This is a genomic window from Pararhizobium sp. IMCC21322 (assembly GCF_030758295.1).
Taxonomy (GTDB): Bacteria; Pseudomonadota; Alphaproteobacteria; order Rhizobiales.
Map to the genome: position 1 here is coordinate 1,831,421 of NZ_CP132335.1, position 16,043 is coordinate 1,847,463.

Genomic DNA, 16,043 nt, shown 5'->3' on the forward strand with positions numbered 1-16,043 from the left:
TCTGGTGAATTAAGGCATTTGGTGAGTTAAGGGAAATGGTACAGCTGGGTGGTCTCGAACCACCGACCTCCGGATCCACAATCCGGCGCTCTAACCAACTGAGCTACAGCTGCACATGCCCGACAACATCACAGTTGCAGGCGAGAAAGTCTTTAGGCCGACGTTAGCGGTATTTCAAGCAAAACTTTGAACGCAATATCCATTTGCTCCCGCAAAAGGGGGAATCCGGTGGATATGTGAAATGCTTTTCAGATTCTGGCCGTATGGTGTCTGGAAATGCAGACAAAGAAAAACCCGGACCTAAATCCGGGTTTCTCAGTGGATGCTTGGGAGTAAGTAAATTAAGCAGCTTTCATCACTTTTTCAGCAGCCTGTTTGGCTGGGCTGAAAGTCTCGGTCACAGCCTTGCCAGTCAACGAAGACAGGTCCTTGGACTGTGCGCTGAACATTTCGAACTGCTGACGGGCAAATGATGTCTGCAATTCAACAGCTTCGGATACTGATTTCACGCTGAACATGTCCTTGAAGAAATCATAGGCCGCATCGGTGTTGGCTTTGGCATTGTCCATGGCTCTGTGCTGAACTTCCAAAGCGGTTTCGCGCACGGTTTCCAGTGTTTCTTCGACAACGTCGATGGATTCTTCTGCAGCAGCCTTGACTTTCGCATAGCCATCTTTGGTCTGGGAAACAGCTTTTTCAGCCATGTCGCGAACCATTGTTGGAACTTCCATGTTGGCGCCGTCGAATTTCGACACATCAAACATGTCTGCGCCTGCAAATGGCATCTCAGGCACCTTGAAAGCTTCGAAGCCTGGCATTCCAGGGATGATAGGTGTTGTCGTTGCTTCAGTTTTCGCATCTACCGCAGGCTTGTTTGCAGCGCGGGTGCGGGTCGTTTTTGTTTTATTCGTGGTCATGTCAATAACTCCAGTTTTTGCCGTGTATCTCGTGGCCTGCAGCGTGAACATGATGTCTCGGCAAGCCGTTGCGTATCAGATATAATACATTTCTTGTGCATTGCAACAATTTTTTTGCAATGCACCATTTTCGTAAAGAATCAGGCTTTGAATTTGCTCTGAATATCTTTCACTGCATTGACAGCTTCTTCACCCATGGATTGAGCCTGTTTTGTCACCGACTCGATTTGGTCCTTGATGTATTTTGTCTGCAGTTCCAGCGCTTCCTGAGGATCTTTCGCTGTGACCAGTTTTTCGGCCTGGCTAAACGCCGCGCTCATGTGGTCTTCAGTCAGAGCCAAGGCTTTTTTGCCAGCTTCAGTAGTTTTGGATTGCAGGTCGCTGCCGGAGTTTTCCATCTTGCTGGCAGTATCCTGCATTGTTTCCATGTAAGTATTAAAAGCCTTGCGGGCTTGTTCCATGCCTTGTTCGGCAAAGGCACGCATCTGTTCACTCATGTCATAGTTCTTGCTCATCGTCACACCTTATGGGTTTGTGTTTGTCTATGTTGCAATGCAATATAATAATAATATTGTGCAGTGCAACATAAAAATTAAAAATTCTGGTTTTTCACTGTTTTTTTTGCGCCTGTGGAACCTGTGGATTGCTCTGAATTTAACCCTGTTCGCAATCAAAATGCCGTAATTGGCACAATAGATGGACCCATCAGTCACTTTGTATTAACAAAACCTTAATGGCGGTTTCACGTTTTGAGGAAGCTGATCAATGAATTTGGGCCGGTTTCCGGCGAGTGCTTAATGCAATAAGCGCCAGAAACATGCCCACGGAAGAATGGATTGCAATTGTCGAAACGTCGTGACAATCGAGCTTTTATGTCTTGGACGGCCTGCGAGCCGCTGAATGCGCTTGCATTGTCCGTGAAGCCAGCTCTGGTTCTGTCTCCCGACGGCGCGCAATTGCTTTGGGCCAATCCAGCTGGCGCAAAGCGTCTGGGCACCCAGGATTTGAAAACGCTGTTGAGCGAAGAGTTTCCGCAAAACTTCCCGCTGCGCAAACAAATCCGGCATTTGTTCAATTGGTTGCACAATGACAAACAGCAGATTCAACGTTTACGGCTTGGTCGCAGCGCATCGACGCCGCTGGAAATGGTCACTGTCAGCAAACTGAGAAATGTGGAAGGCGTCGCTGGTGTTCTGCTGCGCCCGGTTGCGGGGCCGACTGCACAGGACTTTCAACAGCGCGCGGACACGATGGCGGATTGGCTTGGATCTGGTCACCATTATGCGGCTCTGTTTTCCAATACGGGCGATGTAATTGCTTCATCCGGCGCTTTCCATGAATTGCGCCATGCAGCCACAGCATTGCAGTCCCTGCTGGAAGAGGCGGAAGACAGCGTGCTTCCTGTGTCTCAGCAGATAACAATTCAGTCAGGTACACGAAACCTTGTGACCGCGCTGAAACTGCCGATGGATGATGAAGAGGTTTTTCTGCTGCTGGTTGACGCAGATGAGGCGTCTTTTTCATTGTCGGACGACCATGCGCAACATGAGCGAGATACTAACGCGCAGGGTAATGGCGAGCAGGAAACTGACGAGAAAGCAGCTGACGTGAAAGTTGCTGACGAGAAAGCTGCCGGCCCTGCGGAAACAGGTCTGCAGTCCGTCAGGCAAAATCATGCAGGAAGATTGTCAGCCTCGGAAATCAAGGTGCCAAAACCGGCCAATGATACAAGGCCGCAGCAGATAAAAGCACCAGAGAAGACAGAAGTACCCGCGAAAGCTGCTGCATCTGCCGAGCCTGATTTAATGCGCTTCGTCTGGCGAATGGATGATGGTTTCAAGTTCACTTTCGTTTCCCCGGAATTTCAGACCCTTGTCGGGTTGCGCGGCGCCTTTGAAGGACGCACCTGGCAGGATTTGGCGGGCGATTATCAACTCGACCCAGATGGTGAGTTGCAAAGTGCCATCACGTCAAAAGATTCCTGGAGCGGGAAGCACATAATCTGGGCGTTGCCGAAGCGGAAAAAAATTGCCGGGATTGAGCTATCCGCAATGCCCGTCTTTGACGCCGAGAAGCGCTTTCAAGGCTATCGCGGTTTCGGAGCCTGCCAGTTGCAAGACCAGATAATTACGGTCGATGAGCCTCCGGTACAAGATAATTATGCAGCAATGCCTGATGAGTTTTCGTCCGATGGTATGGCTGCTGATGTGTTTGATGATGCTGAACCGGATGTCACCGTACCAAAAGCCTCTGTCGTTGACGCCGGCCGGCAAAATGAGCCGGATGAAGTTCCGGCAATTGTGGATACAAGGCCCTCCAGCACACAGGAATACACAAAAGGTCTGACCCCTGAAGAACGCAAGGCCTTTGAGGAAATCGGGAAATCCCTTGGAAAGCATGCAGTCACACAGCAAGCTCTCGCCAAACAGGATTTAGAAAAACAAACCGCTGAAGTTCCAGAGGCTGAAATTTCAGTCACGGAAACCCCAATTGCAGAAACCCCTGACTTAGAAACCCCTGACTTAGAAACCTCAGACTTGGAAACTGCAGGCGCAGAAGTTGCTAAAGCCGTGGCGTCGGAAGCTGGCACGGCTGATCAGGAGCAGGGTTCAGGAACCGAAAATTCTCTGCGCGCCATGTTGGACCGGATTGATACCGGTGTTCTTGTGGTCCGCGATGATCAGGTTCTGTTTGCAAATCGGTCTCTTGCAGAAATGGCCGGCTACGAGGATGCACAATCCTATTTGGCGGCAAATGTTGCAGCACCCATGGGCGGCTTCTCGCTGGACCGTGTTGGCGACGACGGAACAATGCAACTGACGGGCAAAGACGATGCCACCCATAAGGTTCGCGCCGCGATTGGCAAGATCGACTGGGATGGCCAGTCAGCCAGCCTGTTGACGGTCGACCCCGTCAACTACAATACACCCGTGCCCGCCTTGAGTTCACAAGTTGGAGACCGGGTGTGGAACGCAGATGAGCTTCTGGCCATTTTGAACACCGCCACGGAAGGTGTTCTGATGATTGATGTGGAAGGGAAAATCCTGGCCCTCAATCATGGTGCGGAAGCTCTGTTTGATGAAGATCAGACAAGTCTCATTGGCCGTGATCTCACAACCTTGCTCGCGCTGGAAAGTCATAAACCTGCCCGCGATTATCTGGCCGGAATCAAAGGCGCCGGCGTTGCCTCCATTCTCAATGATGGCCGCGAGGTTATTGGCCAGACCGCGAAGGGCGGTTATATGCCGCTGTTCATGACGATGGGCCAGGTTGGCGAAGAAAGTCCGGACGATGTGGCAGATATGCGTCTTTGCGTGGTGCTGCGGGACATCACCCAATGGAAGCGTGCCGAAGATGATCTGATTGCCGCCCGCCACAATGCTGAAAAAGCCAACACAGCGAAATCAGACTTTCTGGCAAAAATCAGCCATGAAATACGCACGCCGTTAAACGCCATTCTGGGCTTTTCGGAAGTTATGCTGGAAGAGCGTTTCGGCCCGATCGGCAATCCGCGCTACAAGGATTACATCAACGACATTCATACATCCGGTGCTCATGTCATCAATCTGGTGAATGACATGCTGGACATCTCCAAAATCGAGGCCGGGCAGCTGGACCTGACCTTTACGGCGGTTGATCTGGTGGCGGTTCTGAAAGAATGCGTTGCACTGATGCAGCCCCAGGCCAATGAAGGCCGTGTTATCATCCGCACAAGTTTTGCCGATGATCTGCCGCGCGTTGTGGCCGACGCCAAGACAATACGCCAGATCGCACTAAATCTCCTGTCGAATTCCATCAAATTCACGGCAGAAGGCGGGCAGGTGATTGTCTCTGCGGTGGTAGAAAAAGATGGCTCTTTGATTTTGCGCGTACGCGACACCGGTGTCGGTATGAGCGAGGCTGATCTGTCCAAGGCCATGGAGCCTTTTCGTCAGATCGAACAGAACAGCGAAAAAGACGGCATTGCGCGCAAAACCCTGTCCGGTGGCGGCACCGGCCTTGGCCTGCCGCTGACCAAAGCATTGGTCGAAGCCAACCGGGCACAATTCCTGATCGAAAGCACGCCGTCCAAGGGAACGTTGATCCGGGTCGTGTTTCCCAACACGCGGGTTTTGGCAGAGTAACAGGTCATTTGGTGGGGGGTGGCAGACCCTGGCATCTCCGCGCAAAAAAACCGCCCGGCACAAGGTCCGGGCGGCTAGTAAAGCCAGTTCGGGCAGTTATGCAGATGGCCATGGTAGAGATGGCGCATCAGCACATCATGAGGGGGCTCACTGCCCGTTCGGCTTTTACGTCAGGCGATCAACCAGTAGGTGTATCGCGCTGATCTGTGGATCTATAGGGTTCACAATCTGAGGTCATGGAGCGTTGCGCACTTATCTTCCGGCGCTGCCGTATTTCTTTTGCCAATGCCAGTTCCGAGGCCTGCCGTTCCTGCGCCAACGTGCGAAGCCGAGAAGTCGGGTCGTTCGAATAGGGCAGGGTGGCGGCCGCGTTAACATCGCAACGCGTTATACCAATGTCTCTCAGCATATGATCATCCAGCGTTACGAGCTGTGTCATTGTGCTGCGATAAGCCCAGAAATTCCAGACCGATGAGATGCGCTTCCCAACGGAAAGCACAGCCGCTTTCAGCATAGAGGCGCTCGTAGCGGCTGCTGGGCTGATAGACGTATCAAGACTGTTTCTAGGTATCGCAGACATGGCAATCTCCTGTGTTGGGCCATGTGGAAGTGAATCTATTTAAAGATGACTTGGTACACATGATCTTTTTCAATTGATAAGACCAGTGAATGTTTCTAATCTGATATATGAGAGTTATTGATGGATTAGATGAACATGGCCGCTTTGCTGGATTTGGATCAACTCAGGACGTTCGTTGCTATTGCCGAGTCAGGTAGTTTTACCCGTGCAGCAGACACAGTTTTCCGGACTCAGTCTGCCGTATCAATGCAGATGCGGCGTTTGGAGGAGCGTGTCGGCAAGCCGCTTTTTACCCGTGATGGCAGAAACAGCCGCCTGAGCGAAGAGGGTCTGAAACTGCTGGGCTATGCCCGCAAAATGTTGCGCTTGAATGATGAAACGCTGGCGGTGTTCGACGATTCCGCTCTGTCAGGCAATGTTCGTCTTGGAACACCGGACGATTACGCAGACCGGTTTTTGCCGGAAATTCTGGCACGCTTTGCCAGATCAAACCCACAGGTGGAAGTGGCTGTTGAATGCGCACCAACCCCGGTATTGACCAACCAATTGAAGTCAAACGAGTTGGATCTGGCAATCATCACCTATATTCCTGAGCAGCATCCAGCAGAGATGATCCGGCGTGAACCGCTTTATTGGGTCACATCCAGTCGTCACCATCAGCATGAAGAAGAAGTGCTGCCGTTGGCACTTGGCCGTCCAACCTGCGAATGGCGCGGTTCTGCCATTGCAGCTCTGGAACGCGGCGCAAGAGCCCACAGAGTGCTCTATTCCAGTTGGAACTCCACCGCTGTCGGTGCCACGGTTCTGGCCGGTCTTGCGGTATCAGTGCTGCCGGAATCCGCCATTCGGCCCGGCATGCGCATTCTGACCGAGGCAGAGGGATTCCCCGAATTGCCATCCTGCAATATCGGCTTGCTGCGCTCCTGGCACCATTGGACGCCATTGATGGATGCGCTCGCAGCCCACATTATCGAAAGCCTTGGCAACGTCACCGTCAAGGAAACGCTGCAAATCGCCAAACCGCTAACGGCTGCAGAGTAGCTTCAAGCCGGTTTTTTGCGGGCCGATAGCACGAGGCCATTTCCGACCAAAGCCAGGGCAACGCCAACAAGGCCAAGCAGTGTCCACTGATAGTTTTCAAACAAGGTCGACACCAGAAGCGCCACGATCGGGAACATGATTGTGGCGTAACCTGCGCGTGCCGAACCAATACGACCCAGCAGCGTCAAATAGCACCAGAAAGCAAATACGGTGCCGGTCAAAGATAACCACAACAGCGACAGGATGTAGCTTGCTGTTGGTTCGATGATGAACTCAGCGCCGCTGACAAAGGCGATCAAAGCGCTGAACACCGTGCCGTAGACCATGCCCCAGGCATTGCCGGACATGACGGAGATACCACTGCGCTGCATTTGGGCGGAAAACAGGTTTCCGATGCAAAAAGACACGGTCCCACCAAAGCACAGCAGCAGGCCAAAAAGCGTTCCTGGGTCTGCATCAGCCGCCATGATCTGCGGCCAGAACAGGGCCGCAACGCCGGAAACGCCCAAAACGGCTCCGAACACCACTCTGCGGGTCGGGATCTGGCCGTACAAAATCAGCGCAAATCCAATATTCACAATAGATGCCAGGGAAAACACCACTGATAGAAGCCCTGACGCGATCCATTGTGCGCCGTAATAAAACAGCGCGAAATTGGTGGAAAACAAAAAGATGCCGAGCAGCAGAAATCGCAGATGAGTTTTGGCCGAAAATTGCAGCGGCCTCTTCGTGACCATCACCAGTACCATCATGACGGCAGCAGCAATCATAAAACGCCATGTCAGCGACACATGGGGCGCAACGACACCAACCTGCATCTTGAGCGGAAACCAGCTGGTACCCCACAAAAGACAATGCTGGCGTAAAGGCCCAAATTCTGAAAGCCAAAACCCTGCTCGGACGAGATAGGCTGTGTTTTTTGTGCAATGCTCAAACGGATATTCCTGAGGATGAAGGCCGGATCATGCGCCCGCGTCTGCGCCTGGTCCAGTCAGGATTATTGACCGATACATCAATCCCATAAATGAAGAAGTGACCGGTTTCGGCCATTCTCATCCAGGCCTGATCACCCAAATGATAGGCGTTTCGAATCTCGGCAGTTTTTCCCATACAGAGTTGGAACTGCGACCGGTCACCGGCATCGGCAAATGGCCCCCAGACGGTTTCGCATTGTCCGGTCAATATGCGTCCTTTACGCCATAATGCTCAAGGCGTTGCTTGAGCGTTCCTGTATGCAGTTCCAGCAGATGATTATCATTATCGTAAAAATAGATGGATCGGCCTTCACCTTCTACCCGCGGGCGTGGGGGCCGTATCTCAAGGCCAAGCGCATTGATTTCGGCCAGACGATCATCAAAATCAGTGTCTTCAATTTTAAAGGCAATGTGATTGTAGCTGCGATCAGACAATGAATCGCCCTTCATCACGCCAATCCACACATCATCAACCAGAAAAAAACGTTCCTCTGACAAGGAAAATGTATTCTGACCGCTGGCATAGATGCATTTTGCCTTCAAAACCTGTTCCAGAATGATCTGCATACGATCCAAATCTTGGACGATGAAGGTAATGTGGCTGAGTGCTGACATAGGACCTCAATAGGCGAAATCATCAAATACCCGGTCGATATTTCCGCCCCATTCTCCGTGGTATTTCCCGAGCATGATTTCAGCGGGTGTTTTTCCCGAAGCAACGGTTTCGTCAATCGGTGTGAGATACTGGCCTTCATCAAACCCGGCACCATTCAACTGGCTGCGGCGTCTCAGACCCTGATGCGACAGCGTGACGACACGCTTGGCTACATCAAGCACTGTGCCACGCCGGAACGGTGTGTTCAGAGCCGTTTTTGGCACGGTGTCACGCATGGTCTGACGCTCTTCATCTGTCCAGTCAGCCAGATAATCTTCTGTCTCAGCCAGCGTGTCTTCGTCATAAAGCAGACCAACCCAGAAGGCTGGCAACGCGCAAATGCGCCGCCATGGGTTGCCATCAGCGCCGCGCATTTCCAGAAAGCTCTTTAGCCGTACATCAGGAAAGACGGTAGAGAGATGGTTTTTCCAGTCGCCCTGGGTAACAGTTTCCTTTTCTGCGCCAGCCGGGCGCTTGCCGCTCATGTATTCGCGGAATGTGATGCTGGTGGCGTCTATATAGTTCACGCCACGTTTGATGAAATACATAGGTATATCAAGAGCGTAATCGACATACTGTTCAAAGCCGAACCCCTGATCGAATGCAAATGGCATAAGGCCTGATCGGTTATTATCCACATCGCGCCAGATTTCGCCGCGATAGGACAGGAAACCGTTGGGCTTTTTATCCAGAAACGGCGAATTGGCAAACATGGCGGTCGCAACGGCCTGCAAAGATAATCCAACCCGAATTTTGCGAACCATGTCGGCTTCGCTTTCAAAATCCAGATTGACCTGAATGGTGCATGTACGATGCATCATATCAAGACCGTGCGTCCCCACCTTGGGCATGTAATTGCGCATGATGTTGTAGCGCGATTTCGGCATTTGCGGGGTGTCTTCCAAACTCCATTTCGGACTGGCACCCAGGCCCAAAAACCCGATCCCCAATGCATCAGAGATTTCCCGCACATGGGCCAGATGCCCATGAACTTCGCGGCAGGTCTGATGCAGTGTTTCCAGCGGAGCGCCGGAAAGCTCAAATTGCCCACCTGGCTCCAGCGAAATGGCACCGCCACCGACAGGATCGATCAGACCAATAATATGCTCATGGTCATAAATACCTTCCCAGTCGAGATTGGCCTTCATGCCATTCAAAAGGGCTTTTACACCGCGCTCACCCTCATAGGGTACGGGCGAATAATCCTCAGTATAGAAGCCGAATTTCTCGTGCTCCGTGCCAATGCGCCATGCCTCTTTCGGCTTGCAGCCTTCGCTCAGCGCTTCAATCAGCGCAGCGCGGCCCTCAAGGGGCGTATCGTCAGCAGTATCCCGGGCCATATACCGAATTCCTTATTGCCAAAGCGGCGCGACCATACTGCGCGATTGCAGACCATGGCAACCCTTTATCGGTAATCACCGATAAAAGCCTGAATGATAGCCATTGCAGCCACTGCGGCGGTATCGGCCCGCAGAATTCTGGGACCAAGTGAAAGCGCGTGAACAAAGGGTTTGCTAACAAGTAACTGGCGTTCTTCTTCGGTAAATCCTCCTTCAGGTCCAATCAGGATCGCCAGCGGTCGCCCCTCAAGAGATTGCAATGCCTTCAGGCCATCTGATCCTTCAACCAGTTCATCGCAAAAGATAAGCGCGCGATCAGGGTGTTCTGACGCCCAATTTTCCAGCAATGTCTCCAGGGTAACCAGTTCATCAAGCGTTGGAACAGATAAAATGCCGCACTGTTCCGCTGCTTCCACAAGATTGGCTGCCATCCGGTCGCTGTTGAGCTTCTGCACTTGCGTGTAGCGGGTGATAACCGGTTGCAGCTGACCTGCGCCCATTTCAACTGCCTTTTGAACCATGTAATCCAGCCTGGCCTGCTTCAGGGGCGCAAAACACAGCATCAGATCATATGGCTGGGGCTGAGGTCGAAGCTGGTCTCTTGGAACCAGCAGGCACGCCTTACGCCCGGTTGGCTGAATATTGGCCCGCCATTCACCGTCTCTGCCATTGAACAGAAGAACCGGGTCTCCGGCTTTCAGCCGCAAAACATTCAGCAGATAATTCGACTGGGCGCGATCAGCCTCAATCGCCACATCGGCCACAAGGTCCTCAGCCATATGCAGCCGTTTGGTCCGAAAATCGTAACGCTCGCCCATGGGTCTCTTTCTTGACGCGGTGGTAAATTGGGTGACACACACAGACAGGTCAGGTCAACTTTTTCGAATCGCGGTGCCAGACGCAGATGCAGACACATGCAGGGTAATCCATGAGCAAGACAGATAGTTTGCCCGGATCGGGTTCACAGGATAGCAATGTGGCGGAGTTTTCTGTCACGGAAATCTCTGCAGCTCTGAAGCGAACTGTTGAAGACACTTATGGCTATGTGCGTGTGCGCGGTGAGATTTCCGGCTATCGCGGCCCGCATTCTTCCGGCCATGCCTATTTCTCCATGAAAGATGACCGTGCGCGTCTGGAAGCTGTGATCTGGCGTGGCGTGTTCTCAAAACTGAAAATCCGTCCCGAAGAGGGTATGGAGTGCATCGCCACCGGCAAGCTGACCACATATCCTGGCTCGTCCAAATATCAGATTGTCATTGAGCGGATCGAACCGGCAGGCGTGGGCGCGCTGATGGCGCTTCTGGAAGAGCGCCGCAAAAAACTGGCTGCTGAAGGCCTGTTCGACAATGAGCGCAAGCAGCCCATTCCATTCCTGCCAAAAACCATCGGCGTTGTCACATCGCCTACTGGCGCTGTCATTCGCGATATTCTGCATCGGTTGCGGGACAGGTTTCCGACCCATGTTCTGGTCTGGCCTGTGCGTGTACAAGGCGAAACAAGCGGCCGGGAAGTGGCTGCGGCCATCAACGGCTTTAATCAGTTGGACGGGTCTGAAATAGCAAGACCCGATTTGTTGATCGTTGCGCGTGGTGGCGGCAGTCTGGAAGATCTCTGGGGGTTCAACGATGAGGCCGTTGTCAGGGCCGTTGCTGCCTCGACGATTCCGGTCATCTCCGCTGTTGGTCACGAAACCGACTGGACGCTGATTGACCACGTGGCCGATCAGCGCGCGCCAACGCCGACAGGGGCTGCAGAAATGGCGGTGCCAGTTCGGCATGATCTGGAAAACACGGTCGCCACACTGAATTTGCGCAATGTGCAGGCCATGCAACGAAGTTTGGATCAACAACGCAATGCACTGCGCAGTCTTGCGCGTGCCATGCCGGCGCTGGATAGCCTGTTCGGAATGCCACGCCAGAGGTTTGACACCGCCGCCCAACGCCTGACGGCAGCGCTCTCATCCAACACAGTTGCACACCGCACCCGGCTCATTAAGGCAGGCAGTCAGGTCAGCCCCCGTATGCTGGCCATTCATTTTGCCCGTGCCCGGGACCGCAAGACCCAGGCCACATTGCGTTTGGGAACCGTCATGGCTCGTATTGTCGAGCGCCGACGCGACAATTGGCGGCGTGTGGGTGCGCTGAAACCGGATATGCTTTCGCGTCAGATTACGCTCGGCAGAACCGCGCTTGGTGACCGCACCGCCAGAATGGATCGGGCCTTTGTCAGCAGCTTCAGAAGAGTGTCGCAAAAGCTGGATGGTCAGGCACAATTGCTGAAACTGGTTTCCTATCAAAGCGTTTTGCAGCGCGGATTTGCACTTGTACGCGATGGAGAGGGCCAGCCCATCAGGGCCGCGTCCCAGACCAGTATGCTGCAACACATTTCTCTGGAATTTGCAGATGGCCGGGTTGCAGCTGTGGTTCAGGACGGCGCGGCAGCACCACAGACGCCAAAGCCGAAGCCTAAAAAAGCAACGCCGACAAAACCACCCGGAAATCAGGGTAGTTTGTTTTAGGCTCTGTTCTTGTAAGCACAATAAAACGGTGGCCAGAAAGATGATGGATAAGCGGAACAGTTTTGCCTATCCGTAACAGCACTTTGCAACCCAACCGCAAGCTCAATCACACATGGTGTCAGACGTCTATTCCCAACCGTAGTTGAAACTCACACTGATGCGGTCATCATCTGCCATGTTGAGCGGGACTTCATGGCGCAACCAGCTTTCCCAAAGCAGCACATCGCCCACCTTTGGCGCGACGTAAATGAAGCTGCGCAATTCGTTGCGGGCCTTGGGCTTGCGGCCAGGCGCTGCCATCATCATCGGCAGGCGCGGGTCCTCGAATTTAATGGCACTGGCGCCATCAGGCATGGCAACATAGGTCGTGCCGCTGATAACGCTGTGGGGGTGGATATGCGAGGTGTGCACACCGCCCGTCGGCAAAATGTTGATCCACATTGAATCCAGCTTGATCTTCTTGTCGCCAAGGTCGAATTGCAAATCCTTGGCAAAGGCCGCCACATGCTTGTCCAGCGCTTTCACCAAATCCTTGAACGCTGGAAACCGCCATGGCAAATCGGCCAGCGAAGCGTAGCTGGTGTAGCCCGGAAAGTCGTTTTCCTCACACCAGTTTTGGCCTGCCTCATCATCCACGGCTATAGAAAGGCACGAGGCTTCCAGCTCAGCCGTATCCGGCGATTTGCCGAATTCAGACAGGGGCGCACGGTAAAGGCGGGTGACGAAAAGTGAATCAATTTTTGACATTGCTCACCATAACGTCGCACGCAAAGAAGGGCGAGCGACAATTGCCGCTCTCTGGAATTTGCAGATGGCGGCACCGCAAACGCTGAAGCGGAATTTAAAAAAAGTTGCGCCGACAAAATATCCCAAAAATCAGAGTGATTTATCCCTGACGCTCAACCCGTTATTTCCTTGAGAAATTCATGTCTGGTCCCATCAGTCGTTCCCTTGACCCAGTCCAGGCATATGCCAAAAGGCATGGATCAATGTCGCCTGTGGTTATTCTATGCTTGGCGCCAGGCGTGTTGAAGATAAGCGAGCCCGGAGAAAACACAGCAGAATTGTTTTCTGACCAGGATCCCGAGATCGAGATATAGCTTTCTTCGATTTCAGGATGATTGTGCTGGGGGTATGTCGTCGAGGGTGCAAATAGAACAAATCCGATGATCAGATTGTCAGCTTTCACAGGGCCGTTGGGACCAAGGACTTCGCAATAAGCGTATTTTTTGACCAATGACCTTGGAAGCTTCTGGTACCCGTACTCCCACACCAGATCTCCAAGAACCTTTCTGAGTGCGCGCGTAATCCCTTGCATTACGCCGCGTTCACCCAGATCCAGAGCGCGCGGTAAATGGGCTGTAACAGGTAAATTGACGGGAGGTTTCTTGATGATCAAGGGGTTTGACTTCACCTCATTTGATAATCTGTCGCGCACCCGCTTGCGATGACTGCGGATAATTGTACTGCCGCCCGACGAACCCATGCGATAAATCGCATCAAATTCTTGCAGCAAATACACCCAGTCTGGGTGATCTTGGAGGTGCGTAGCGTCTGCGCTGGATTCAATCTCGGCCATGGCATGAGCCCTCAATCAGGTGTTGTGACTATCTATGACCGCAAGATCATTTCGGTCCCCATCTTATTCCAGATGGGTCGGATTACCGATACCTGACAGCTCAGGAATGTCCCATGATAGACGCTGCTCTTCAACGCGCCACTCTTACCAACAGAGTTAAATCAACGCGTTGCCAATATCGGTTGCGCAGACATAACGGGCAGCTGGATCAGGTCGTCCGCGTTGCTCGTACCGTCATCACTCCGGCCACAAACAGGCAACTTGCGCCGATACGATTAAGTATCTTCATTGCCTTTGGTTTCCGGAACTGCTCTCGCATGCTGCTTGCAAAAAATAGCCAGAAGAGGCTGTTGATGGTTGCCACAACAAGAAAAGTTGCAATGAGAATTGCGAATTGCTGAAAGCTTGATCCGGTTGCGCTTACGAATTGAGGAACAAATGCCAGGTAGAAAGCTGGACCTTTGGGATTCAAAACACTGATCAGAAAGGACTGCCAAAATAGCGATTTTAATGGTTTTTGTTCAGCGCTTCCATCTGCAGTGGCTCCCTCGACAGGGGCGGTCCAGAGAGAATATGCCAGCCAGATGAGATACATCGCGCCCGCCAGTTTGAGCAGCGAAAACAGGTAGGCTGATGTCGCCAAAAGCGCCCCTGCACCGGCAAGGGACAAAGACATAGCGATAAATGCTCCGGCCACGACGCCGGGAATGGTTGCCAATCCAGATCGTTTTCCGTCCCGGATCGCGTAGTTAACAGTCAGAACGATGTTGGGACCGGGGATGAGGACGACAATCAAACTGGCTATCGTAAAGGCTATCCAGGTCTCGTAAGTCATTTGTGCACCCTGATCCATTGGCTCGTTGTTCTGAGAAGACCGCAAAAAAAGCAGTTTGAACAGACAGTTTTCAGCGCCTGCCCAATTGGCAGGCTTGGGCTCTAGCAGTCATCCTACGCTTTCGGTCAACAAGTGAGGTGATCTTCGACAAAACCCATTACACCGCCCAGCTACTCGGATTTATCGTCAACATGAGATTGTCTGATGCGGCGCACCACCAGCCACATGCCTGCCACCACAAAGGGCACAGAAATGGCGGTCAGGACAGCGCCGATATGGGGATAGCCAGACAGCGCCTGCAATGGCGCATCAATGCCTTTCAGCAGATAGGCAATCAGGCCGACTACATAATAGCTGATGGCGGCGATAGACAGGCCCTCAACGGTTTGTTGCAGTCGAAATTGTTGCTTGGCGCGTCGGTTCATGGAGGCCAGCAAATCGCGGTTCTGACGCTCCAGCCCAACATCCACCCGTGTCCGCAACAGATTTGCTGCGCGTGACAATTTACGTGACAGGTTCGCCTGTCGTTCTTCCAGAGCTCTGATGGTTTGCATGGCCGGTTGCATCCGGCGGATCAGAAAGGCTTCCAGGGTTGGATGATGCTCATAACTGACTTCTTCAATGGCGTAGAGGCGCAGTTGCACAATTTCATGATAGGCTTTGCTGGCCCCGAACCGAAACAGACATGCAGCGGCATTTGCTTCCAGATCAGCTGACAGTCCTGTGATCTCGTCAAGGAGTTGTTCACTGACACCCTGCATGTTGTCTTTCAGATCACTGGTCATCTGGGCCAGGCTATCTTCAATGCCACTGACAATGGGTCCGGTGCGCTGGGCCAGCGGCAATCCCAGTAAAGCCAGTGTTCGGTATGTTTCAATTTCCAGCAAACGTTGCACAAGCCCGCCGATGGCAATGTCGCTCGCACCCTGATTGAGAATGCTCATCCGTGTTGCGCCGTCATCTCCCTGCCGGAAATCCGTGGCGATGAGCGCCAAGCCCTGATGCACCTCGGAGACACAAAGCGAGCGTTTGTCATAAATGTCTTCAAAATTTACGTCGCTCGTGCTTGCCAGCACATCAATGCGTGTCATGGAGATAATCTGACCGAGGGAGCTTTTGGCCAGCTCAATGACCATCGCCAATCCATCATGCGAATTGCGCGCCGGGGCATCCCAGGTCAGGGACCCGAATTCGGAATGCTGCTCCCAGCGCAATTTGCCGCCAAAGCCATCCAGCACACAATAGCGTGCGTCATGAGCGGGCGGCTCTGCGCCGGCTTTGTTGGCATATTGGCAAATTGCCTCATGCAGCGCAGCGGCTTCCTCCAGTCCGGCCAGTAGCGACACATGGCGGACAGTCCGGGGGGATGCGATGGGCTCAAACGGGCGCGCATGCACCTCGTCCAGGACTCGTGCTCGCTCAGGATGGGTGGATATGATGTTCGACATGCTGGTTGCTCCGATTCGGGCGGCTGACCACA

15 protein-coding genes and 1 tRNA gene are annotated in these 16,043 nt (G+C 52.9%); 3 read left to right on the top strand and 13 right to left on the bottom strand.

Annotation, left to right across the window (positions count from 1 at the left end):
* Nucleotides 1-36: 36 nt before the first annotated feature.
* From RAL91_RS08860 to RAL91_RS08870, 3 genes are all read right to left on the bottom strand, one after another.
* Nucleotides 37-113, bottom strand: a tRNA-His gene (locus RAL91_RS08860).
* Nucleotides 114-341: 228 nt separating this feature from the next.
* Nucleotides 342-917: a phasin gene (locus RAL91_RS08865; RefSeq protein ID WP_306261512.1), complete on the bottom strand. Its 576-nt coding sequence runs from the start codon at nucleotides 915-917 to the stop codon at nucleotides 342-344.
* A 140-nt stretch (nucleotides 918-1,057) separates the two neighbouring features.
* The gene (locus tag RAL91_RS08870) at nucleotides 1,058-1,414 is read right to left on the bottom strand and encodes a phasin family protein (RefSeq protein WP_306261514.1); all 357 of its coding nucleotides are present in this window, start codon (nucleotides 1,412-1,414) and stop codon (nucleotides 1,058-1,060) included.
* A 375-nt stretch (nucleotides 1,415-1,789) separates the two neighbouring features.
* Between RAL91_RS08870 and RAL91_RS08875 the strand changes: the two genes are divergently transcribed.
* Complete coding sequence (locus RAL91_RS08875) at nucleotides 1,790-5,041, top strand: PAS domain-containing sensor histidine kinase (protein WP_306261516.1); 3,252 nt, start codon at nucleotides 1,790-1,792, stop codon at nucleotides 5,039-5,041.
* A gap of 178 nt (nucleotides 5,042-5,219) precedes the next feature.
* Here the strand turns inward: RAL91_RS08875 and RAL91_RS08880 are convergent, their stop codons facing one another.
* Nucleotides 5,220-5,621 carry a DUF1127 domain-containing protein gene (locus RAL91_RS08880; protein ID WP_306261518.1) on the bottom strand — a complete coding sequence of 134 codons (402 nt, stop codon included), beginning with the start codon at nucleotides 5,619-5,621 and terminating at the stop codon, nucleotides 5,220-5,222.
* 135 nt (nucleotides 5,622-5,756) lie between these two features.
* On the opposite strand from RAL91_RS08880, the gene RAL91_RS08885 reads away from it, so the two are divergent.
* On the top strand, nucleotides 5,757-6,662 hold the full coding sequence (locus RAL91_RS08885) for a LysR substrate-binding domain-containing protein (RefSeq protein ID WP_306262862.1): 906 nt from the start codon (nucleotides 5,757-5,759) through the stop codon (nucleotides 6,660-6,662).
* Between the two features lie 2 nt (nucleotides 6,663-6,664).
* Here RAL91_RS08885 and RAL91_RS08890 read toward each other — a convergent pair whose 3' ends face one another.
* The 5 genes from RAL91_RS08890 to RAL91_RS08910 all read right to left on the bottom strand — a co-directional run bounded on the left by RAL91_RS08890 (nucleotide 6,665) and on the right by RAL91_RS08910 (nucleotide 10,449).
* Nucleotides 6,665-7,480, bottom strand: a complete 816-nt coding sequence (locus tag RAL91_RS08890; RefSeq protein WP_306261520.1) for a DMT family transporter — start codon at nucleotides 7,478-7,480, stop codon at nucleotides 6,665-6,667.
* A gap of 112 nt (nucleotides 7,481-7,592) precedes the next feature.
* Entirely contained in the window at nucleotides 7,593-7,844 is a 252-nt protein-coding gene (locus RAL91_RS08895) for a hypothetical protein (protein WP_306261522.1), read from the bottom strand.
* Nucleotides 7,841-8,251: a FosX/FosE/FosI family fosfomycin resistance hydrolase gene (fosX, locus tag RAL91_RS08900; protein WP_306261524.1), complete on the bottom strand. Its 411-nt coding sequence runs from the start codon at nucleotides 8,249-8,251 to the stop codon at nucleotides 7,841-7,843. Before fosX ends, RAL91_RS08895 begins: the two co-directional genes overlap by 4 nt.
* A gap of 6 nt (nucleotides 8,252-8,257) precedes the next feature.
* The gene (locus RAL91_RS08905) at nucleotides 8,258-9,631 is read right to left on the bottom strand and encodes a glutamate--cysteine ligase (protein WP_306261525.1); all 1,374 of its coding nucleotides are present in this window, start codon (nucleotides 9,629-9,631) and stop codon (nucleotides 8,258-8,260) included.
* A 65-nt stretch (nucleotides 9,632-9,696) separates the two neighbouring features.
* Nucleotides 9,697-10,449: a 16S rRNA (uracil(1498)-N(3))-methyltransferase gene (locus RAL91_RS08910; protein ID WP_306261526.1), complete on the bottom strand. Its 753-nt coding sequence runs from the start codon at nucleotides 10,447-10,449 to the stop codon at nucleotides 9,697-9,699.
* A gap of 110 nt (nucleotides 10,450-10,559) precedes the next feature.
* Here RAL91_RS08910 and xseA point away from each other — a divergent pair, with 110 nt between their 5' ends.
* Entirely contained in the window at nucleotides 10,560-12,149 is a 1,590-nt protein-coding gene (xseA, locus tag RAL91_RS08915; protein WP_306261527.1) for an exodeoxyribonuclease VII large subunit, read from the top strand.
* 126 nt (nucleotides 12,150-12,275) lie between these two features.
* Here xseA and RAL91_RS08920 read toward each other — a convergent pair whose 3' ends face one another.
* The 4 genes from RAL91_RS08920 to RAL91_RS08935 all read right to left on the bottom strand — a co-directional run bounded on the left by RAL91_RS08920 (nucleotide 12,276) and on the right by RAL91_RS08935 (nucleotide 16,011).
* The gene (locus RAL91_RS08920; protein ID WP_306261528.1) at nucleotides 12,276-12,896 is read right to left on the bottom strand and encodes a TIGR02466 family protein; all 621 of its coding nucleotides are present in this window, start codon (nucleotides 12,894-12,896) and stop codon (nucleotides 12,276-12,278) included.
* Between the two features lie 160 nt (nucleotides 12,897-13,056).
* Nucleotides 13,057-13,728, bottom strand: coding sequence for a dimethylsulfonioproprionate lyase family protein (locus RAL91_RS08925; protein ID WP_306261529.1), 672 nt, complete (start codon nucleotides 13,726-13,728; stop codon nucleotides 13,057-13,059).
* A gap of 208 nt (nucleotides 13,729-13,936) precedes the next feature.
* Nucleotides 13,937-14,563, bottom strand: coding sequence for a LysE family translocator (locus RAL91_RS08930; protein ID WP_306261531.1), 627 nt, complete (start codon nucleotides 14,561-14,563; stop codon nucleotides 13,937-13,939).
* A 170-nt stretch (nucleotides 14,564-14,733) separates the two neighbouring features.
* Nucleotides 14,734-16,011 carry a DUF3422 family protein gene (locus tag RAL91_RS08935; RefSeq protein ID WP_306261533.1) on the bottom strand — a complete coding sequence of 426 codons (1,278 nt, stop codon included), beginning with the start codon at nucleotides 16,009-16,011 and terminating at the stop codon, nucleotides 14,734-14,736.
* Between the last annotated feature and the right edge of the window lie 32 nt (nucleotides 16,012-16,043).